Below are 20,516 nucleotides of genomic sequence, written 5' to 3' on the forward strand. Positions count from 1 at the left end.
CAAGCGGCGCCGATCCTCGTCCATGGCGCGGACCGCGGGAAGGGGGCGAGGCTGGGGCGCATGAGCGAGTTCACGGTGGGGGAATCCGGATTCGTGCTGGACGGGCGGCCGGTGCGGGTGCTGTCCGGGGCGCTGCACTACTTCCGGGTGCACGAGGCGCAGTGGGGGCACCGGCTGGGCATGCTGCGGGCGATGGGCCTGAACTGCGTGGAGACGTACGTCCCGTGGAACCTGCACGAGCCGCGTCCGGGGACGTATCGGGACGTGGCGGCGGTCGGCCGGTTCCTGGACGCGGTGCACGCGGCGGGCCTGTGGGCGATCGTGCGGCCGGGGCCGTACATCTGCGCGGAGTGGGAGAACGGCGGGCTGCCGGCGTGGCTGACGGGCGGGGGCGTCCGGGTGCGGACGCGGGACGAGCGGTATCTGGGCCGCGTGCGGAGCTGGTTCCGGCGGCTGCTGCGGGAGATCGTGCCCCGCCAGCTCGGCCGCGGCGGCCCGGTGATCATGGTGCAGGTGGAGAACGAGTACGGCAGCTACGGCAGTGACGCCGGTTATCTGGCGGAGCTGGCCGGTCTGCTGCGCGCCGAGGGCGTCACGGCGGTGCTGTGCACCTCGGACGGGCCGGAGGACCACATGCTGACCGGGGGTTCGCTGCCCGGGGTGCCGGCCACGGTGAACTTCGGCTCCCGGGCGGGCGAGGCGTTCGCGGCGCTGCGCCGCCACCGTCCGGGCGGCCCGCTGATGTGCATGGAGTTCTGGTGCGGCTGGTTCGACCACTGGGCCGGCGAGCACGCCGTGGGGGACGCGGACGAGGCCGCGGCGGTGCTGCGGGAGATCCTGGAGTGCGGGGCGTCGGTGAACCTGTACCTGGCGCACGGCGGGACGAGTTTCGGGGGCTGGGCGGGCGCCAACCGGGACGGCGCCCTGCACGAGGGCCGGCTGCTGCCGGACGTGACGTCGTACGACTACGGCGCGCCGGTGGACGAGTACGGCCGCGCCACGGAGATGTTCCACCGGTTCCGCGAGGTGCTGGCCCGGTACCGGCCGGGCCCGCTGCCCGCCCTGCCGCCGTCGCCCGCGCGGCTCGGTGCCCCGGCCGAGGCCGTGCTGACCGGCTGGGCGCCGCTGTCCGGTGTGCTGGAGGCGCTGGGCGGACCGGAGACGGCCGGCCCGGTGCCGCCGGCCTTCGAGGAACTGGGGATCACCCGGGGCCTGGTCCGCTACGCGGTCGACGTGCCCGGTCCGCGCCGGCCGTACCCGCTGACCGTGCGCGGGCTGCGCGACCTCGCCGTGGTGTACGTCGACGGCCGGCGGGCCGGGGTGCTCACCGAGGACGCGCCGCGGCTGCCGGAGCCGGTCGCGGGCCCCGCGCGCCTGGAGCTGTGGGTGGAGTCGCTGGGGCGGGTGAACTACGGGCCGCGGCTGGGCGAGCCGAAGGGCGTCACCGGCGGCATCCTGCACGAGCGGCAGTACCTGCACGGGGTTCGCGCGCGGGGGCTGGACCTGGACGCGTTCGACGGCGGTGTGGCCGCGGTGCCGTTCGAAGCGCCGCCCCGGACGGGCGCGCCGGGGCTGTACCGGGGGTCGGTCACGGTCGGCGGGGCCGGGGACGCCCGGCTGGAGCTGCCGGGCCGGACCCGTGGTTTCGCCTGGATCAACGGCTTCGGACTGGGCCGGTACTGGTCGGCGGGCCCGCAGCGGTCGCTGTACGTGCCCGGGCCGGTGCTGCGGGAGGGCGGGAACGAGATCTGGCTGCTGGACCTGGACGAAGGGGACCCGGACACCGTGGCGCCCCGTCTGCTGCCCGTGTGACCGGAGCCCTTCCCGGCGGGGCCGTGCCGCCTACAGTGGAGGGAGGTTCCGCGTCCTCAGGGGGTGCCGGTGTGGCGAACGGCGGGCCGGTCGAGCATGGCTATCCGCATCTGGAGACGGTGCGGGCCGCCGTCACCGCGCTGTACCGGCGGCTGTCCCGGGACACCATCGAGACGTTCTCGGCCAGCGTGGCCCCCGCCGACGTGGCGTTCTGCGACACCGACGACCTGCATCTGGGCGCGCAGCGGGTGGCCCGGGAGATCGTGCGGCACTTCCGGCTGCCGGACGCGCGGCTGATCGTCGGCTTCCGGGAGATGACCCACGCGGCCAACGTCGAACTGGCGGCGGGCCCGGAGTACTTCGTCGAGCTGAACGACCGGTTCCGCACCCACCGCCGGGACATCGGCGCGGCCCTCGCCCACGAGGTGGCGCACGTCTATCTGCACCGGCTGGACCTGGCCTTCGCCACCACGGCGGAGAACGAGATCCTGACGGACACGGCGGCGGCGTACCTGGGCGCGGGCTGGCTGCTGCTGGACGCCTACCGGCAGGACGCGGTCTCCTCCCAGAAGCTGGGCTATCTCACCCCGGAGGAGTTCGGTTACGTCCTGGCCAAGCGGGCGCTGCTCTTCGGTGAGGACCCGTCGCTGTGGTTCACCAGTCCGCAGGCGTACACCGCCTACGCCAAGGGGCTGGAGCGGGCCCGGCACGACGGGCGGCAGCCACCGCTGACCGCGGCCGGCTGGGCGGGCCGCCGCCGCTACGCCCACGACCGCCGGCACGCCGGGACGGGTCCGCCGGCGGCGCCGTACGCCTTCGACCCGGACGCGGCCGGCCGGCTGCGGGTGTCCTTCCCCTGCCCGACCTGCCATCAGCGGATCAAGGTGCCGGTGCGGGGGCGGGTGCGGGCCCGGTGCGGGCTGTGCCGGACGGTGCTGGAGTGCGACACGTAGCCGTGGCGCGCGGTCCCGGTCCGGATGTGCGACGACGCCTGCCCAGTCGTCCGGTCGGGGACAGGCGGGCAGGCGCCATCTGTGTTCCGTACGCCGTTGTACGGGACGTTCCTTGGGGGCCGGGGTCCGAGGACCCCGGGTCCGTGCGCGTCAGACCGCCAGGGCGCGGTCCGTCGGGCGGATCGGGGCCGGCAGGTCGCTGGCCCCGGTCAGGTAGCGGTCGACTCCGCGGGCGGCCGAGCGGCCCTCCGCGATCGCCCACACGATGAGGGACTGGCCGCGGCCGGCGTCACCGGCGACGAACACACCCGGCACGTTGGTCTGGAAGTCGGCGTCGCGGGCGATGTTACCCCGTTCGTCCAGGTCCAGCCCAAACTGCTCGACGAGGCCGTTCTCCCGGTCGGTGCCGGTGAAGCCCATGGCGAGGGTGACGAGCTGGGCCGGGATCTTCCGCTCGGTGCCGGGCTTGGGGGTCAGCCTGCCGTCCACGAACTCGACCTCGGTGAGGTGCAGCCACTGGACGTTGCCGTCCTCGTCGCCCTCGAAGTGGGTGGTGGAGACGGAGTAGACCCGCTCGCCGCCCTCCTCGTGCGCCGAGGTGACCTTGTAGAGCAGCGGGAAGGTCGGCCAGGGCTGGGCGACCGGGTGCCGCTCGTCGTTCGGGCGGGGCATGATCTCCAGCTGGGTGACGGAGGCCGCGCCCTGCCGGTGGGCGGTGCCCACGCAGTCCGCGCCGGTGTCGCCGCCGCCGATGACGACGACGTGCTTGCCCTCGGCCGACAGGGGCGGGGTGACGTAGTCGCCCTCCTGGACCTTGTTGGCCAGCGGCAGGTACTCCATCGCCTGGTGGACGCCCTTGAGTTCGCGGCCCGGCACCGGCAGGTCGCGCGCGGTGGTGGCGCCGGCGGCGATCACGATCGCGTCGTACCGCTTCTTCAGGTCGCGGGCGTTGATGTCGCGGCCGATCTCGACGCCGGTGCGGAAGCGGGTGCCCTCCGCGCGCATCTGCTCGATCCGGCGGTTGATGTGCCGCTTCTCCATCTTGAACTCGGGGATGCCGTACCGCAGGAGGCCGCCGACGCGGTCCGCGCGTTCGTAGACGGCGACCGTGTGGCCGGCCCGGGTCAGCTGCTGGGCGGCGGCGAGACCCGCCGGGCCCGAGCCGATGACCGCGACCGTCTTGCCGGACAGGCGCTCGGGGATCTGCGGGGCGACGTCCCCGCTGTCCCACGCCTTGTCGATGATGGAGACCTCGACGTTCTTGATGGTGACCGGCGGCTGGTTGATGCCCAGCACACACGCCGCCTCGCACGGGGCCGGGCACAGGCGGCCGGTGAACTCCGGGAAGTTGTTGGTCGCGTGCAGGCGCTCCTGGGCCGCGGCCCAGTCCTCGCGGTAGGCGTAGTCGTTCCACTCGGGGATCAGGTTCCCCAGCGGACAGCCGTTGTGGCAGAACGGGATGCCGCAGTCCATGCAGCGGCTGGCCTGCTTGCTGATGATCGGCAGCAGGGAGCCGGGGACGTAGACCTCGTTCCAGTCCCTGACCCGCTCGGCGACGGGGCGGGTCTCGGCGACCTCACGGCCGTGGTTCAGGAAGCCCTTCGGGTCAGCCATTGATCGCCGCCTCCATCATCTTCTCGGTGATCTCGGTCTCGGAGAGACCGGCTCGCTCGGCGGCGTCCTTGGCGGCGAGCACTGCCTTGTACGTGCTGGGGATGATCTTGCTGAAGCGTGCCGCGGCCGTGTCCCAGTCGGCCAGCAGCTTCGCGGCGACGGTCGAGCCGGTCTCCTCGGCGTGGCGGCGCACCACGTCGTGCAGCCACCGCTTGTCCGCGTCGTCCAGCGTTTCGACCGCACCGGCGTTGCCGGCGTTGACGTCGGCGGTGTCGAGGTCGATGACGTAGGCGACACCGCCGGACATGCCCGCGGCGAAGTTGCGGCCGGTCGGGCCGAGGACGACCGCGTGGCCGCCGGTCATGTACTCGCAGCCGTGGTCGCCCACGCCCTCGGAGACCACCAGCGCGCCGGAGTTGCGGACGCAGAACCGCTCACCGGTACGGCCGCGCAGGAACAGCTCGCCGCCGGTGGCGCCGTAGGCGATGGTGTTGCCCGCGATGGTGGAGTACTCGGCGAGGTGGTCGGCGGCCCGGTCCGGGCGGACCACGATCCGGCCGCCGGACAGGCCCTTGCCGACGTAGTCGTTGGCGTCGCCCTCCAGGCGCAGCGTGACGCCGCGCGGCAGGAACGCGCCGAAGGACTGACCGGCGGAGCCGGTGAAGGTGATGTCGATGGTGTCGTCGGGCAGACCCGCGCCGCCGAACTTCTTCGTCACCTCGTGGCCGAGCATGGTGCCGACCGTGCGGTTGATGTTGCGGATGGCGACCTGGGCGCGCACCGGCTGGGCCTCGGTCGCGTCCTGCGCGGCGAGCGCGTCGGCGGCCAGCTTGATCAGCTCGTTGTCCAGGGCCTTCTCCAGGCCGTGGTCCTGGGCGGCGACCTGGTGGCGGACGGCGCCGTCGGCCAGCTCGGGCACGTGGAACAGCGGGGCCAGGTCCAGGCCCTGCGCCTTCCAGTGGTTCACCGCGCGCTCGACGTCCAGCACCTCGGCGTGACCGACGGCCTCCTCGATGGAGCGGAAGCCCAGTTCGGCCAGCAGTTCGCGGACCTCCTCGGCGATGAACCGGAAGAAGTTCACCACGTACTCGGCCTTGCCGGCGAAGCGGTCGCGCAGCACCGGGTTCTGGGTGGCGATGCCGACCGGGCAGGTGTCCAGGTGGCAGACGCGCATCATCACACAGCCGGAGACGACCAGCGGAGCGGTGGCGAAACCGAACTCCTCGGCGCCGAGCAGCGCGGCGATGACCACGTCCCGGCCGGTCTTCAGCTGGCCGTCGGTCTGCACGACGATCCGGTCGCGCAGGCCGTTGAGCAGCAGGGTCTGCTGGGTCTCGGCCAGGCCCAGCTCCCAGGGGCCGCCCGCGTGCTTCAGCGAGGTCAGCGGGGAGGCGCCCGTGCCGCCGTCGTGGCCGGAGATCAGGACGACGTCCGCGTGCGCCTTGGACACACCGGCCGCGACCGTGCCGACGCCGACCTCGGAGACCAGCTTGACGTGGATCCGCGCCCGCGGGTTCGCGTTCTTCAGGTCGTGGATCAGCTGGGCCAGGTCTTCGATGGAGTAGATGTCGTGGTGCGGCGGCGGGGAGATCAGGCCGACGCCCGGGGTGCTGTGCCGGGTCTTGGCCACCCACGGGTAGACCTTGTGGCCGGGCAGCTGGCCGCCCTCGCCGGGCTTGGCGCCCTGCGCCATCTTGATCTGGATGTCGTCCGCGTTGACCAGGTACTCGGAGGTCACGCCGAAACGGCCGGAGGCGACCTGCTTGATCGCCGAGCGGCGCGCCGGGTCGTACAGGCGGTCCGCGTCCTCGCCGCCCTCACCGGTGTTGGACTTGCCGCCCAGCTCGTTCATGGCGATGGCGAGGGTCTCGTGCGCCTCCTTGGAGATGGAGCCGTACGACATCGCGCCCGTGGAGAACCGCTTGACGATCTCGGAGACGGGCTCGACCTCCTCGACGGGGATCGGGCCGCGGCCGGACTTGAAGCCGAACAGGCCGCGCAGCGTCATCAGGCGCTCGGACTGCTCGTTCACCCGGGACGTGTACTTCTTGAAGATGTCGTACCGGCCGGAGCGCGTGGAGTGCTGGAGGCGGAAGACCGTCTCCGGGTCGAACAGGTGCGGCTCGCCCTCGCGGCGCCACTGGTACTCGCCGCCGATGTCCAGCGCGCGGTGCGCCGGAGCGATGCCGGAGACGGGGTAGGCCTTGGCGTGGCGGGCGGCGACCTCCGCGGCGATGACGTCAATGCCGACGCCGCCGATCTTGGTGGCGGTGCCGTTGAAGTACGTCTCCACGAAGCCCTCGTCCAGGCCGACGGCCTCGAAGACCTGCGCGCCGCGGTAGGAGGCGACGGTGGAGATGCCCATCTTGGACATGACCTTCAGCACGCCCTTGCCGAGGGCGTAGATCAGGTTCTTGATGGCCTGCTCGGGCTCCAGGCCGTTCAGGAAGGTGCCCGCGCGCAGCAGGTCCTCCACCGACTCCATCGCCAGGTAGGGGTTGACGGCGGCGGCGCCGTAGCCGATGAGCAGGGCGACGTGGTGGACCTCGCGGACGTCGCCGGCCTCGACCAGCAGGCCCACCTGGGTGCGCTGCTTGGTGCGGATGAGGTGGTGGTGGACGGCCGAGGTGAGCAGCAGCGACGGGATCGGCGCGTGCTCGGCGTCCGAGTGGCGGTCCGACAGGACGATCAGCCGGGCGCCGTTGTCGATGGCGGCGTCGGCCTCGGCGCAGATCTCCTCGATGCGCGCGGCGAGGGCGTCACCGCCGCCGGAGACCCGGTACAGGCCGGAGAGGGTCGCGGCCTTGAAGCCGGGCATGTCGCCGTCGGCGTTGATGTGGATGAGCTTGGCCAGCTCGTCGTTGTCGATCACCGGGAAGGGCAGGGTGACCGAGCGGCAGGAGGCGGCCGTCGGCTCCAGCAGGTTGCCCTCCGGGCCCAGCGACGAGCGCAGGGAGGTGACCAGTTCCTCGCGGATGGCGTCCAGCGGCGGGTTGGTGACCTGCGCGAAGAGCTGGGTGAAGTAGTCGAAGAGCAGCCGGGGGCGCTCGGAGAGGGCCGCGATCGGGGAGTCCGTGCCCATGGAGCCGATCGGCTCGGCGCCGGCGCGGGCCATCGGCGCGAGGATGACGCGCAGCTCTTCCTCGGTGTAGCCGAAGGTCTGCTGGCGGCGGGTGACCGAGGCGTGGGTGTGGACGATGTGCTCGCGCTCGGGCAGGTCGACCAGCTCGATCTCGCCGGCCTCCAGCCATTCGGCGTACGGCTTCTCGGCGGCGAGGGACGCCTTGAGCTCGTCGTCCTCGATGATGCGGTGCTCGGCGGTGTCGACGAGGAACATCCGGCCGGGCTGGAGACGGCCCTTGCGGACGACCCTGGCGGGGTCGATGTCCAGGACGCCGACCTCGGAGCCGAGGACCACCAGGCCCTCGTCGGTGACCCAGTAGCGGCCGGGGCGCAGGCCGTTGCGGTCGAGGACGGCGCCGACCTGGGTGCCGTCGGTGAAGGTGACGCAGGCGGGGCCGTCCCAGGGCTCCATCATCGTGGAGTGGAACTGGTAGAAGGCGCGCCGGGCCGGGTCCATGGAGACGTGGTTCTCCCACGCCTCCGGGATCATCATCAGCACCGAGTGCGGCAGCGAACGGCCGCCGAGGTGCAGCAGCTCCAGCACCTCGTCGAAGGAGGCGGAGTCGGAGGCGTCCGGCGTACAGACCGGGAAGAGGCGGTCCAGCTTGTCCTGGGGCCCGAACAGGCCGGAGAGCAGCTGGGACTCGCGGGCGCGCATCCAGTTGCGGTTGCCCTTGACGGTGTTGATCTCACCGTTGTGCGCGACGAAGCGGTACGGGTGTGCGAGCGGCCACGACGGGAAGGTGTTCGTGGAGAACCGGGAGTGCACGAGCGCGATCGCGGAGGCGAAGCGGCGGTCGGACAGGTCCGGGAAGAAGGGCTCGAGCTGGCCGGTGGTCAGCATGCCCTTGTAGACGATCGTCCGGGCGGACAGGGACGGGAAGTAGACCCCGGCCTCCCGCTCGGCGCGCTTGCGCAGCGCGAACGCCTTGCGGTCCAGGGCGATGCCCTCGCTGGCGCCGTCGGCGACGAACAGCTGCCGGAACAGCGGCATGGTGGAGCGGGCGGTGGCGCCGAGCAGTTCCGGGGCGACCGGGACCTCGCGCCAGCCGAGGACGGTGAGGTCCTCCTCGGCGGCGATCGTCTCGATCTGTGAGACGGCGTCCTCGGCCCCGGCCTGGGGCAGGAAGGCGATGCCTACCGCGTAGGAACCGGCCGCGGGAAGGTCGAATCCGGCCACTTCGCGGAGGAAGGCGTCCGGCACCTGGGAGAGGAGGCCCGCGCCGTCGCCGGAGTCGGGCTCGGAGCCGGTGGCGCCGCGGTGCTCCAGGTTGCGCAGCACGGTGAGTGCCTGCTCGACCAGGGTGTGGGAGGCCTCGCCGGTCAGAGTGGCGACGAAACCGACGCCGCAGGCGTCGTGTTCGTTGCGGGGGTCGTACATACCCTGCGCAGCAGGGCGAGCATCCATGAACGACCAGTTTCGGCCGTTCGTGGAGTGCTGGGACGGCTGGCGCGGCGTACGCATCGGCTCTCCCGTCGTCGTCATATGGCATGTGGCAGGTGCCGAGGGACGACGTTGGCCCTCTGCGTGAGATCTACGGTGAGATCAAAATTTCGTGCAGGTTACATGATGGAGCGGTTCCCGGGAACCGGATACTCCGTTCCATCATGCGGACGCCGCGGTCGCGGCGGAGGTGCCACGGGGACGCGGCGGATGCCGCGCGGTGGCGGCGCGGTGCCGTACGGGACGGCGGTGCCGTGGGGTGGCGGCGGGGGCCGTGCGGTGACGGCCGACGTGGCGGAGGGACCGCCACGGACCCGATCGGTCGGATCGGCGTCCGGCGGCCCGCGGGGGCCGGGGAGGGTGACATCACCCGCCCCGAGGGGTGCGGCAGGCGTCATTGCCCGCAGCGCTTACGGCTCATGCCCGGTCGTCAAGGAACTGAAACCAGTGAGTAACGGGTACTTATGCGGCCCCTCGCATAGGTACCGGTCGGCCTATCCTACGGCCGTTCCGAACAGAGTGCCCAGGGCGTACGTCACACCGGCCGCCGCGCCGCCGAGCGCGAGCTGCCGCAGACCGCTGAACCACCAGCTCCGCGCGGTCACCCGGGCCACCACGGCACCGCATCCGAAGAGCCCCGCGAGGGCCAGCAGCACGGCCGGCCACAGCACGGTCGCGCCGAGGAGGTACGGCAGGAGGGGCAACAGGGCGCCGAGGGCGAACGAACCGAACGAGGACACGGCGGCGACCAGCGGCGAGGGCAGATCACCGGGGTCGATGCCCAGTTCCTCGCGGGCGTGGATCTCCAGGGCCTGCTCGGGGTCCCGGGACAGCTGCCGGGCCACCTGGCGGGCCAGCTCGGGCTCCACCCCGCGCGCCGCGTACAGCGCGGCCAGCTCCGCTTCCTCGTCCTGCGGGTGGCGGCGCAGCTCACGGCGTTCGACGTCGAGTTCGGCCTCGACGAGTTCGCGCTGCGAGGCGACGGAGGTGTACTCGCCGGCCGCCATGGAGAAGGCGCCGGCGGCGAGGCCCGCGAGGCCGGTGATGACGATGGTGTGCTGGCCCACGGAGCCGCCGGCCACGCCCGTCATCAGGGCGAGGTTCGAAACCAGGCCGTCCATCGCACCGAAGACGGCGGGCCGCAGCCAGCCGCCGTTCACATCGCGGTGCGTGTGGTTGTCGCGGTGCGCTTCGTGCAGCGCGGCCTCGGTTTCGATGATGGCCATGCGGGCCCCCCAGGTGAGCTTAGCCAAAGCTGACTTTGGACGCGTTCTACTTTTTGACAACACAGAATCTACGCCGGTGATTCCCTCTCCGCCAGCAAGGAAAGGCTGCGCTAACCTGCGGTTTTGCCCTCCGGCACCGGTCGCGTGGGACGCGCCGGAACCCTGGAAACCGCGCGACCCGGACCGCCCAGGGGGATGATTCGGGACATGACGGTCAGAAACGAAGCACGCGTCGGCGCGTCCCCCGGCCCACGGCGCACCGGAGTACCGGCCGGCGGCAACGCCTGGCGCACCGCCCGGTCCCTCGCCCCGGCGGCCGCGGATAACGGCCGGCAGGGGCCGTGGGCGCCCGGCCCGGCGCCCGCCGGGGTCGCGCGCGAGGCCGCCGGCCGGGACGGGACCCGCGCCCCCGAGCGCGCGGCCGGTCCTCTCGGAGGCCGCCCGTGCTCCGTCTGACCTGGGTCCAGCCGGAAGACCTGCTGGGCCACGAACTGCGCCAGGCCCGGCTGGACGGGCGTGAACCGAAGGCGGTCGAGGCGCGCTGGCGGGCGGCGGGCGGCCCGGACGCCCCGGAGCGGGCCGGGGCGTCCGCGCCCGGCGTCTCCCGCTACCTGCGCCTGCTGGCCGAGGACCTGCTGGACGAACTCGCCGATCTGCCCGGCCGCTTCGCCGAGGACGAGCCGACGGACCCGACCCGGATCATGTCGCTGTGCCCCGCCTGGCCGGCGCCCCCCGCCGGGCCCCGCGTTCCCGCGGAGCGCTACCGCGCCGCCCTCGAAGCCGCCTGGCTCGGCCGGGCCGTCGGCTGTCTGCTCGGCAAGCCCGTCGAGACGCTCCCCCTCGACGGGCTGCGCGCCCTCGCCGAGGCGGCCGGGAACTGGCCCCCCGCCGGCTACTTCACCGCCCGGTCGGTCCCCGGGGACCTCCTGGCCGCCCACCCGTGGAACCCCCGGGACGCCGCCCCCTGCCTCGCCGAGAACATCGACGGCATGCCCTCGACCGGCGAACTCGACCACACCCTGCTCGGCCTGCTGCTGCTCCAGCGGCACGGCAAGGCGTTCACGACCGACGACGTGGCCCGGCTCTGGCTCGACGAACTGCCGGCCGGCCGCACCTCCACCGCCGAGCGGCTCGCCCTGCGCAATCTGCTGGCCGGCGTGGAACCCCCGCACACCGCCCGCCACCGCAACCCGTTCCGCGAATGGACCGGCGCCCTGGTCCGCGCCGACGTGCACGGCTGGACCCACCCGGGCGACCCGGCCGCCGCCGCCCGGCAGGCGCACCGCGACGCGGTCCTCACCCACACCGCCAACGGCGTCTACGCGGCGATGTTCACCGCCGCCGTCATCGCCACCGCCGCCACCGGCACCGAGGACGTCCACGCCTGCCTGCGCGCCGGCCGCGCGGTCCTCCCGCCCCGGTCCCGGCTGGCGGCGGCCGTCGCCCACGCCGTCCGGCTGGCCCGGAGCACGACGGACTTCGCGGACGTGGCGGACGCCCTCCAGGGCCGCTACGCCGCCACCCACCACCGGCTGCACGCCGTCCCCACCACCGCCCTGCTCGCCGCCGCCCTCACCCACGCCGACGGCGACTTCACCGGCTCCGTGGGCCGTGCCGTGTCCGGCGGCTGGGACACCGCCTCGGCCGGCGCCGCCGCGGGCAGTGTCGCCGGTCTGCTCGCCGGCTCCCCGGACGCGCTGCCCGAACACTGGCGGGCCCCGCTGAAGAACCGGCTCGCCAGCCGCCTCGCCGACTTCGACGGGTCCGGCTTCGACACCCTCGCCCAGCTCACCCGCCGGCAGGCGCTCTGACGGGCCTGCCGGCCACCTTGCCGGACCGGGTGACCCCGGGGCCGCCCGCCCCCGCACACGCCGAGGGCGCCCGGGGTTCCCCGGGCGCCCTCCGTGTCGGTCCGCCGGCCGGTCAGCTCTTCTCGGCCGACTCCGGTTCCGGCTTGGAGTCCGGCGCGGGCGCCGGTTCCGTCTTGTCCGCCGCCGGCGCCGTCCGCCCGGCGGTCCCGGCCTCGTCCTCACCCTCGGCATCCGTGTCGGGCGTCGTGTCGGCCGCGTCGCCGGCGCTCACCGCACCCGGTTCGACCACCGCTTCCCGGCCCGGCCGCTTCTTCGCCGACACCACCATGTAGGTCACCGCCAGCAGGAAGACGACCAGCGCGGTCCAGTCGTTCAGGCGCAGGCCCAGGATGTGGTGGGCGTCGTCCACCCGCATGTACTCGATCCAGCCGCGGCCCACGCAGTACGCCGCGACGTACAGGGCGAACGCCCGGCCGTGCCCCAGCCGGAACCGGCGGTCCGCCCAGATCACCAGCAGGCCGACGCCGACGCACCACAGGGACTCGTACAGGAACGTCGGGTGGTAGTAGCCCGGCACCCGGCCGCCCTCGGACGAGGTGATGTGCAGCGCCCAGGGCACATGGGTCTCCCGGCCGTACAGCTCCTGGTTGAACCAGTTGCCCCAGCGGCCGATGGCCTGCGCGAACGCGATGCCGGGCGCGACGGCGTCGGCGTACGCGGGCATCGGGACGCCCCGGCGACGGGCGCCGATCCACGCGCCGAGCGCGCCGAGCGCGATGGCGCCCCAGATGCCGAGGCCGCCCTCCCAGACCTTGAAGGCGTCCACCCAGTCGCGGCCCGCGCCGAAGTACAGCTCGTAGTCCGTGATCACGTGGTAGAGCCGGCCGCCGACCAGGCCGAACGGCACGGCCCAGACGGCGATGTCGGCGACCGTGCCGGGCTGCCCGCCGCGGGCGATCCAACGCCTGTTGCCGAACCAGACGGCAACGAAGACGCCGATGATGATGCAGAAGGCGTAGCCGCGCAGCGGGAGGGAGCCGAGGTACAGCACCCCGTGCGACGGGCTGGGGATATAGGCAAGGTTCATGGCAGGTCCGACGCTACCGTGCCGGGCCGTGGGGACGGCAAGCAGCCCGGCTACGGGTCCATAACGGGCGCGGTGCACGCTCACCGCCGGTCGGCCGCCTCCACCGTCTGCTTCAGCTTGGCCGGGGTCATCGTCCGGTCCTGGTAGATGTTCTTGCCGCCGAGCAGCACCGTGGGCGTGCCGTTGAAGCCGCCGGTGCGGAACGCCTGGTGGGACTTCTCCACCCAGCCGTCGTGGGTGCCCTTGTCGACGCAGGAGCGGAACGCGGGCGTGTCCAGGCCCTTCACCTTGCCGGCCAGCCCGGTCAGCCTGCCGTTGTCCGCGAAGGCGTCGTCGGTCTCCTTGGGCTGGTTCGCGAACAGCACGTCGTGGTAGTCGCGGAACTTCCCGGCGTCCTGGGCGCAGGCGGCGGCGTTGGCGGCGCGCAGCGAGCCGGTGCCGCCGAGGTTGCCGTCGATCAGCCGGACCAGGTGGTACTCGATCCTGAGCTTGCCGGCGTCGGTCAGCTCGTGGAGCACCGGCCGGTACGCCACCTCGAAGGCCTGGCAGGCCGGGCAGCGGAAATCCTCCCAGACGGTGAGCGTCGACCCGGCGCCGTCCTTGCCGACCGGGAGCGCGAGGCTGTCCTTGCCCTGCGCGCCCGAGGGTGCCACGGCCGGGCCGGCGTCGGCGCTCTTCTTGTCCTTGCCGGCGTTCGCGGCGACCACGCCGATCACCGCCGCGAGGCCCAGGACGCACACGACGCTCGCGCCCACGATCAGCGCGCGCCGGCGCCTGTCCGCGGACTTCTGCTTCTCGCGCTCGACCGCCAGCCGCTCCCGGGCGGTGCGCTTTCCGTCACGGTTCTTCTCGCTCACACCCCCAGAACGAACCGGGGAGGCGCAGCGCGCCTCCCCGGTCCCAGGTCCACCCGTTCGAGTGACCGACTCCCTTGACGAAGGGCATGCCGACGGTCACCGCGGGCGGTCACGCCTGTCCGCGTACGCCCTTCGCCAGTTCCCCGGCCAGCTCGCGCACCGCCGCGAGGCCGGCGGCGTGGTCCGGCGCGTCCAGCATCCGCTTGACGAACGCCGATCCGACGATCACGCCGTCGGCGAAGCCGGCCACCTCGGCGGCCTGGGCCGGGGTGGAGACGCCGAGCCCGACGCAGACCGGCAGCGCGGTGCCGGTGCCGCGGGTGCGCTCGACCAGGTCCTGGGCCTGCGCGCCGACGGACTCACGGGTGCCGGTGACCCCCATGAGGGAGGCCGCGTAGACGAATCCGCTGCCCGCCGCGGTGATCTCGGCGAGCCGCTCGTCCTTGCTGCTCGGCGCCACGACGAAGACGGTGGCGAGGCCGTGCTTTTCGGCGTGCTCGCGCCACAGCGCCGACTCCTGCACCGGCAGGTCGGGCAGGATGCAGCCGGCGCCGCCCGCCTCGGCCAGCTCGGCGGTGAAGCGCTCGACGCCGTAGCGGTCGACGGGGTTCCAGTACGTCATGACGAGGACCGGCTTCCCGGTGGCCCGGTGGGCCTCCCGGACCGTGCGGAGGACGTCGGCGATCCGCACCCCGCCGCGCAGGGCGATGTCGTCCGCGGTCTGGATGACCGGGCCGTCGAGCACCGGGTCGCTGTGCGGCAGGCCGACCTCGACCACGTCCGCGCCGCCGTCCAGGACGGCCCGGACGGCCTCGATGCCGCCGTCCACGGTCGGGAACCCGGCCGGGAGGTAGGCGATGAGCGCGGAGCGGCCCTCGGCCTTGGCGCCCGCGAGGGTGTCCGACAGCAGCTGGATGTTCCCGCTCACTTGGCGTCTCCCTCGATCTCGGCGGTGTCGGCGGCGTCGGCCGCGACCTCGGCGTCGGTGTCGTACAGGCCGAAGTAGCGCGCGGCGGTGTCCATGTCCTTGTCGCCGCGGCCGGACAGGTTGACCAGGATCAGGCCGTCTTCGCCCAGCTCCCGGCCGACCTCCAGGGCGCCGGCGAGGGCGTGGGCGCTCTCGATGGCCGGGATGATGCCCTCGGTGCGCGACAGCAGGCGCAGGGCCCGCATGGCCGCGTCGTCGGTGACCGCGCGGTACTCGCCGCGGCCGGAGTCCTTCAGGTACGCGTGCTCGGGGCCGATGCCCGGGTAGTCCAGGCCGGCCGAGATCGAGTACGGCTCGGTGATCTGGCCCTCGTCGTCCTGGAGGACGTAGGACCGGGAGCCGTGCAGGATGCCGGGCTCGCCCGCGGTCAGGGTGGCCGCGTGCTCGCCGGTCCCGATGCCGTGGCCGGCGGGCTCGCAGCCGATCAGGCGGACGCCCGCGTCCGGGATGAAGGCGTGGAAGAGGCCGATGGCGTTGGAGCCGCCGCCGACGCAGGCGACGGCCGCGTCCGGGAGGCGTCCGGCGCGCTCCAGGATCTGGCGGCGGGCCTCGACGCCGATCACCCGGTGGAAGTCGCGGACCATGGCCGGGAAGGGGTGCGGGCCGGCGACCGTGCCGAACAGGTAGTGGGTGTGGTCGACGTTGGCGACCCAGTCCCGGAACGCCTCGTTGATGGCGTCCTTCAGGGTGCGGCTGCCGGACTTCACAGCGACGACCTCGGCGCCGAGCATGCGCATGCGGGCCACGTTGAGGGCCTGGCGCTCGGTGTCGATCTCGCCCATGTAGATGGTGCAGTCGAGGCCGAACAGCGCGCAGGCGGTGGCCGTGGCGACGCCGTGCTGGCCGGCGCCGGTCTCGGCGATGACCCGGGTCTTGCCCATGCGCCGGGTGAGCAGGGCCTGGCCGAGCACGTTGTTGATCTTGTGGGAGCCGGTGTGGTTCAGGTCCTCGCGCTTGAGGAACACCCGGGCGCCGCCGGCGTGTCCGGCGAACCGCGGCACCTCGGTGAGCGCCGACGGGCGGCCGGTGTAGTGGACCAGCAGGTCGTCCAGCTCGCGGGCGAACTCCGGGTCGTGCTTGGCCTTGTCGTACTCGACGGCCACCTCGTCCACGGCGGCGACGAGGGCCTCCGGGATGAACTTGCCGCCGAACGCGCCGAAGTAACCCTCGGCGCTGGGGACCCGGCCCTCGGGGTCGGGAACGAAGAAGTCGCTGGGCATGCGGAAACCTCACGGTGAGTGCGGAAGAGACACTGTGCGCCGTGGGGCGGGGGTGGTCAGCCGGCCGCGGGCCGGCCCGGCGTGTCGCGCAGTTCCCCGCGCCCCTGGAGGGCGCGCTGCCTTCGGCGGCCGTTGACCTGCCCGGGTTCGTCGCCGATGACGTACCGCACGCGGCGGCCGTGGACGCGGCGGGCCGGGGCGCGGCAGCCGCGCGGGCGGCAGCCGCGCGCCAGGCGCGCGTGCCGGTCCACGGTCGTCACGGTGAGAGTCATCGGCCCCAGCCTAGCGGCGCTCAGCCGCGCCCGTGGCGCAGGGCCGGGTGTTCGCCCGCCGCCACCAGGTCGGCCACCGCCGCCTTCGGGTCGCGGCCGGTGACCAGGGACTCGCCGACCAGGACCGCGTCGGCGCCGGCGTTGGCGTAGGCGATCAGGTCGTGCGGGCCGCGCACTCCGGACTCGGCGACCTTGACCAGCTCGTCCGGGATCTCGGGGGCGATCCGCTCGAACGTGCCGCGGTCGACCTCCAGCGTCTTCAGGTCGCGCGCGTTGACACCGATGATCTTGGCGCCCGCGTCCACCGCCCGCTCGACCTCGTCCTCGTCGTGCACCTCGACCAGCGGGGTCAGGCCGATGGAGACCGCCCGCTCGATCAGCGACTCCAGGGCCGGCTGGTCCAGGGCGGCCACGATCAGCAGCGCGAGGTCGGCGCCGTACGCGCGGGCCTCCCAGAGCTGGTACGACGTGACGATGAAGTCCTTGCGCAGCACCGGGATGTCCACGCGGGCGCGGACGGCCTCCAGGTCGGCGAGCGAGCCGCCGAAGCGGCGCTGCTCGGTGAGGACGGAGATGACGGCCGCGCCGCCCGCCTCGTAGTCCGCGGCGAGTCCGGCCGGGTCGGCGATCGCGGCCAGCGCGCCCTTGGACGGGCTGGAGCGCTTGACCTCGCAGATCACCTTGACGCCGTCGCCCTTGAGCGCGGCCACCCCGTCCTTGGCGGCGGGGGCCTTGGCCGCGCGCTCCTTGAGCTCGTCGAGGCTGACGCGTGCCTGCCGCTCGGCGAGGTCGGCACGGACTCCGTCGATGATCTCGTCGAGCACACTCACGCGAGCGGCCCCCTTCCAGACGGTGGTTCCTTCAGGTTCGGAAAACCTTTGGTCAATGCGATGGTATCCGCAGCGGGGCCGTGGCCCCGCATCCGGCGGAGGGCGGTCCCACTACCTGGACGTCCGTCCCGTGATCAAGGGCGGAGCCAGCCACCGAACGGCAGGTTCCGGACGACGGTGAACACCAGCACCAGGGCGCCGGCCGCCCACAGGCCGGCCGGCGGGAGACCGGGGAGCGGCGGGCGGCCGCGGGCCGCGCGGGCCGCCCAGAGCGTCCACAGCACGGCGAAGCCCAGGGCGCCGGCCACGCCGAGGGCGTTGTCGCGCAGGGCGGTGAGCAGGTCGCCGTGGACGAGGGCGTGCGCGCCGCGCAGTCCGCCGCAGCCGGGGCAGTACAGGCCGCTGAGCCGGTACAGCGGGCAGACCGGGTAGTGGCCGGGTTCGTCCGGGTCGACGGCGCCGACGTAGGCGAAGGCACCGGCGACGGCCGCGAGCAGCGCCACGGGGACGGCGAGCCGCCGGACGGGGCCGCGGGGCGCGAGCCGACGGACAGGAGCCAGGGGCGCCGGCCGCCGGGCGGGGGCGCGGGGCGGGGCCGGGCGGCCGGAGGCGTTCACGTCGGCATTGTGCCCCGCCGGACCGCCGCCCGCGCGCCGGCGGCCCCGTACGCGCGCGGGGCGGCCCGCGGCTCTAGGCCGCCGGACCGCCCCGCGGGTGACGCCTGTGGATCAGCTCTCCGCCCCGACCGGCTCGCGGCTCGGTGCCGGGCTCTGGTGCGGCAGGGTGCCGGACTGCTTCGGCATGCCGAGGCCCATGGCGCGCATGATCGCGCCGACCACCGCGCCGAGGACCGTGATCGCCATACCGGCCCAGAAGCCGACGGGCTGGGCCATCACCATGAAGGCGCCCGCGACGCAGAAACCGATGAAGGCGATGATGACACCGGTCCAGGCGGCCGGGGTGTGACCGTGGCTGCTGCCCGCCATGACTTGCTCCTCGTTGCTGTGTACGTCTCGTGATAGGCGTCGTACGCTCGTCGTCCATTGTCCCGCACGGCCGCGGGCGCCGGACGCGGGGGTGGCGTCTGTTTCACCACACCGCTCAGGCGCCCGTCGGGTCCTCGCCCCGGTCCAGTGCCTTCCAGATCTCCTCGGGGCGCTCCGGGTCGGCCGGGCGGGCGGTGCGCCGGGGGCGGTCGGTGCCGCGTTCGTACCGGCCGGACATCGCGGGCCACCGGCCGCCGTAGCGCAGGGCGAGCAGTCCGGCGAGCAGGATCAGCACCCCGCCGGCGGCGGCGACGTAGGGCCAGCCGGTGTGGGTGAGCGCGGCGACCGTGGCGGAGCTGTCGCCGCTCACCCGGGCCGCCTTCTCGTCCAGCGCGGAGCTGTCGGAGGCGCTCGCGAGGGCGGCGGCGGCGGTCCCGGCGCCGGACAGCGCGAGCAGTGCGGAGACCAGGAGGCGGCCGGCCCGGCGGACGGCGAAGACGGCGACGAGCGCGGCGAGGCCCACTATGGCGAGGGCCGCGGGGACGCCGGTGACGTCGCTGCCCTTGGCCGTCAGCGGGAACGCGCCGCCCGCCACCGTCGCGGTGCCCTCCGCCCAGCGCTGCCGGGTGGCGAGCAGCGCCACGGCCGCGCCGAGCGCGCCGGACAGGAGGGCGACGGCGAGGCTCCGCCGGCCGGACCGGGCGGGTGCGGCGGCTTGGGAAGGGAGGTGGGGTACGGCAGTCACGTACTCCACTATCGCCTGAACCCCGGGCGAACCGTCACCCGGGGTTCGTATGAGAAACGCCCTAGCGTCCCAGGCGGTTCGCCGTGTGCACGGCGCGCAGTACCGCCGCCGCCTTGTTGCGGCACTCCTGGTCCTCCGCGGCCGGGTCGGAGTCGGCGACGACGCCGGCGCCGGCCTGGACGTAGGCCGTGCCGTCGCGGAGCAGGGCCGTGCGGATGGCGATCGCGGTGTCGGAGTCGCCGGCGAAGTCCAGATAGCCGACGCAGCCGCCGTACAGGCCGCGCCGGGACGGCTCGAGTTCGTCGATGATCTGTATCGCGCGGGGCTTGGGGGCGCCGGAGAGGGTGCCCGCCGGGAAGCACGCGGTGAGCACGTCGAAGGCGGTGCGGCCGGGCGCCACCTTGCCGGTGACGGTGGAGACGATGTGCATCACGTGCGAGTAGCGCTCGACGGACATGAAGTCGACCACCTCGACCGAGCCGGGCTCGCAGACCCGGCCGAGGTCGTTGCGGCCGAGGTCGACCAGCATCAGGTGCTCGGCACGCTCCTTGGGGTCGGCGAGCAGTTCCTCGGCGAGCGCCTGGTCCTCCTGCGGGGTGGCCCCGCGGTGCCGGGTGCCGGCGATGGGGTGCACCAGCGCGCGCCCGTCCTCCACCTTCACCAGCGCTTCCGGGGAGGAGCCGACGACGTCGAAGCCGTCGAAGCGGAAGAGGTACATGTACGGCGAGGGGTTGGTGGCGCGCAGCACCCGGTAGACGTCCAGGGCGCTCGCCGTGCACGGCGTCTCGAACCGCTGGGAGGGCACGACCTGGAAGGCCTCGCCCGCGCGGATGCGTTCCTTGACGTCCTCGACGGCCCGCTGGTAGTCGGGGCCGCCCCAGCGGGCGGTGTACCCGGGCAGCTCCGAGGGCGGCAGCTGCGCCGGGGGCTGGGCGACGGAGCGGGACAGGTCCGCCTCCATGGCGTCCAGGCGGGCCACGGCGTCCGCGTACGCCTCGTCGACTCCGGTGTCCAGGTCGTTGTGGTTGATCGCGTTGGCGATCAGCAGGACCGAGCCCTCCCAGTGGTCCATCACCGCGAGGTCGCTGGTGAGCAGCATGGTCAGCTCGGGCAGCTCCAGGTCGTCGCGCTCGCCCGGGCCGATCTTCTCCAGGCGGCGCACGATGTCGTAGCCCAGGTAGCCGACCATGCCGCCGGTGAACGGCGGCAGGCCCTCCTGGTGCGGGGTGTGCAGGGCCTGGAGGGTGGCGCGCAGGGCCACGAGTGGGTCACCGTCCGTGGGGACGCCGACGGGCGGGGTGCCGGTCCAATGGGCCTGTCCGTCGCGCGCGGTGAGCGTGGCGGCGCTGCGGACGCCGACGAAGGAGTACCGGGACCAGGAGCGGCCGTTCTCCGCGGACTCCAGCAGGAAGGTGCCCGGGCGTTCGGCGGCCAGTTTGCGGTAGACGGCGACCGGGGTGTCGCCGTCGGCGAGGAGCTTGCGGGTGACCGGGATGACACGCCGGTCGGTGGCCAGTTCGCGGAAGGTCTCGAGGTCCATGGCGGCCG

16 protein-coding genes are annotated in these 20,516 nt (G+C 73.5%); 3 read left to right on the forward strand and 13 right to left on the reverse strand.

The window, feature by feature from the left end:
• The first annotated feature begins 60 nt into the window (after positions 1-60).
• Together ACH4OA_RS22490 and ACH4OA_RS22495 are read left to right on the forward strand one after the other, a co-directional pair.
• Complete coding sequence (locus ACH4OA_RS22490) at positions 61-1,812, forward strand: beta-galactosidase family protein (RefSeq protein WP_397970404.1); 1,752 nt, start codon at positions 61-63, stop codon at positions 1,810-1,812.
• Positions 1,813-1,883: 71 nt separating this feature from the next.
• Positions 1,884-2,765 (forward strand): hypothetical protein, encoded by an 882-nt coding sequence (locus ACH4OA_RS22495; RefSeq protein WP_397940693.1) that lies wholly within the window; start codon positions 1,884-1,886, stop codon positions 2,763-2,765.
• A 150-nt stretch (positions 2,766-2,915) separates the two neighbouring features.
• On the opposite strand, the gene ACH4OA_RS22500 is transcribed toward ACH4OA_RS22495, so the two are convergent.
• The 3 genes from ACH4OA_RS22500 to ACH4OA_RS22510 all read right to left on the reverse strand — a co-directional run bounded on the left by ACH4OA_RS22500 (position 2,916) and on the right by ACH4OA_RS22510 (position 10,172).
• Positions 2,916-4,379 (reverse strand): glutamate synthase subunit beta, encoded by a 1,464-nt coding sequence (locus tag ACH4OA_RS22500; RefSeq protein ID WP_365877687.1) that lies wholly within the window; start codon positions 4,377-4,379, stop codon positions 2,916-2,918.
• On the reverse strand, positions 4,372-8,967 hold the full coding sequence (gene gltB, locus ACH4OA_RS22505; protein WP_397970407.1) for a glutamate synthase large subunit: 4,596 nt from the start codon (positions 8,965-8,967) through the stop codon (positions 4,372-4,374). The genes ACH4OA_RS22500 and gltB overlap by 8 nt, the downstream gene beginning before the upstream one ends.
• 473 nt (positions 8,968-9,440) lie before the next feature.
• Positions 9,441-10,172, reverse strand: coding sequence for a VIT1/CCC1 transporter family protein (locus ACH4OA_RS22510; RefSeq protein ID WP_365877691.1), 732 nt, complete (start codon positions 10,170-10,172; stop codon positions 9,441-9,443).
• Positions 10,173-10,615: 443 nt separating this feature from the next.
• On the opposite strand from ACH4OA_RS22510, the gene ACH4OA_RS22515 reads away from it, so the two are divergent.
• Positions 10,616-11,983, forward strand: a complete 1,368-nt coding sequence (locus ACH4OA_RS22515; RefSeq protein ID WP_397970410.1) for an ADP-ribosylglycohydrolase family protein — start codon at positions 10,616-10,618, stop codon at positions 11,981-11,983.
• A gap of 112 nt (positions 11,984-12,095) precedes the next feature.
• Here the strand turns inward: ACH4OA_RS22515 and lgt are convergent, their stop codons facing one another.
• The 10 genes from lgt to ACH4OA_RS22565 all read right to left on the reverse strand — a co-directional run bounded on the left by lgt (position 12,096) and on the right by ACH4OA_RS22565 (position 20,508).
• Positions 12,096-13,070: a prolipoprotein diacylglyceryl transferase gene (gene lgt, locus ACH4OA_RS22520; protein WP_397970413.1), complete on the reverse strand. Its 975-nt coding sequence runs from the start codon at positions 13,068-13,070 to the stop codon at positions 12,096-12,098.
• A gap of 80 nt (positions 13,071-13,150) precedes the next feature.
• Entirely contained in the window at positions 13,151-13,927 is a 777-nt protein-coding gene (locus tag ACH4OA_RS22525) for a DsbA family protein (protein WP_397940678.1), read from the reverse strand.
• A 109-nt stretch (positions 13,928-14,036) separates the two neighbouring features.
• Positions 14,037-14,855 carry a tryptophan synthase subunit alpha gene (trpA, locus tag ACH4OA_RS22530; RefSeq protein ID WP_365877699.1) on the reverse strand — a complete coding sequence of 273 codons (819 nt, stop codon included), beginning with the start codon at positions 14,853-14,855 and terminating at the stop codon, positions 14,037-14,039.
• A complete protein-coding gene (trpB, locus tag ACH4OA_RS22535; RefSeq protein ID WP_365877701.1) occupies positions 14,852-16,135 on the reverse strand; it encodes a tryptophan synthase subunit beta in 1,284 nt (427 codons plus the stop codon). Before trpB ends, trpA begins: the two co-directional genes overlap by 4 nt.
• A gap of 56 nt (positions 16,136-16,191) precedes the next feature.
• The gene (gene trpM, locus ACH4OA_RS22540) at positions 16,192-16,407 is read right to left on the reverse strand and encodes a tryptophan biosynthesis modulator TrpM (protein ID WP_365877704.1); all 216 of its coding nucleotides are present in this window, start codon (positions 16,405-16,407) and stop codon (positions 16,192-16,194) included.
• Between the two features lie 20 nt (positions 16,408-16,427).
• Complete coding sequence (gene trpC, locus ACH4OA_RS22545; protein ID WP_397940672.1) at positions 16,428-17,237, reverse strand: indole-3-glycerol phosphate synthase TrpC; 810 nt, start codon at positions 17,235-17,237, stop codon at positions 16,428-16,430.
• Between the two features lie 134 nt (positions 17,238-17,371).
• Positions 17,372-17,854, reverse strand: coding sequence for a DUF2752 domain-containing protein (locus ACH4OA_RS22550; protein WP_397970416.1), 483 nt, complete (start codon positions 17,852-17,854; stop codon positions 17,372-17,374).
• A 111-nt stretch (positions 17,855-17,965) separates the two neighbouring features.
• Positions 17,966-18,223 (reverse strand): HGxxPAAW family protein, encoded by a 258-nt coding sequence (locus ACH4OA_RS22555; RefSeq protein ID WP_365941847.1) that lies wholly within the window; start codon positions 18,221-18,223, stop codon positions 17,966-17,968.
• 115 nt (positions 18,224-18,338) lie between these two features.
• On the reverse strand, positions 18,339-18,977 hold the full coding sequence (locus ACH4OA_RS22560; RefSeq protein ID WP_397970419.1) for a TIGR02234 family membrane protein: 639 nt from the start codon (positions 18,975-18,977) through the stop codon (positions 18,339-18,341).
• Positions 18,978-19,029: 52 nt separating this feature from the next.
• Positions 19,030-20,508 (reverse strand): anthranilate synthase component I, encoded by a 1,479-nt coding sequence (locus ACH4OA_RS22565; RefSeq protein ID WP_397970422.1) that lies wholly within the window; start codon positions 20,506-20,508, stop codon positions 19,030-19,032.
• Positions 20,509-20,516: the final 8 nt, after the last annotated feature.

This window comes from Streptomyces sp. NPDC017095 (genome assembly GCF_044332325.1).
GTDB lineage: Bacteria > Actinomycetota > Actinomycetes > Streptomycetales > Streptomycetaceae > Streptomyces.

Coding starts and splice junctions, on each gene's coding strand:
- ACH4OA_RS22490 (WP_397970404.1), top strand. CDS start 61: ATGAGCGAGTTCACGGTGGGGGAATCCGGATTCGTGCTGGACGGGCGG.
- ACH4OA_RS22500 (WP_365877687.1), bottom strand. CDS start 4,379: ATGGCTGACCCGAAGGGCTTCCTGAACCACGGCCGTGAGGTCGCCGAG.
- gltB (WP_397970407.1), bottom strand. CDS start 8,967: ATGCGTACGCCGCGCCAGCCGTCCCAGCACTCCACGAACGGCCGAAAC.
- ACH4OA_RS22510 (WP_365877691.1), bottom strand. CDS start 10,172: ATGGCCATCATCGAAACCGAGGCCGCGCTGCACGAAGCGCACCGCGAC.
- lgt (WP_397970413.1), bottom strand. CDS start 13,070: ATGAACCTTGCCTATATCCCCAGCCCGTCGCACGGGGTGCTGTACCTC.
- trpB (WP_365877701.1), bottom strand. CDS start 16,135: ATGCCCAGCGACTTCTTCGTTCCCGACCCCGAGGGCCGGGTCCCCAGC.
- trpM (WP_365877704.1), bottom strand. CDS start 16,407: ATGACTCTCACCGTGACGACCGTGGACCGGCACGCGCGCCTGGCGCGC.
- ACH4OA_RS22555 (WP_365941847.1), bottom strand. CDS start 18,223: ATGGCGGGCAGCAGCCACGGTCACACCCCGGCCGCCTGGACCGGTGTC.
- ACH4OA_RS22565 (WP_397970422.1), bottom strand. CDS start 20,508: ATGGACCTCGAGACCTTCCGCGAACTGGCCACCGACCGGCGTGTCATC.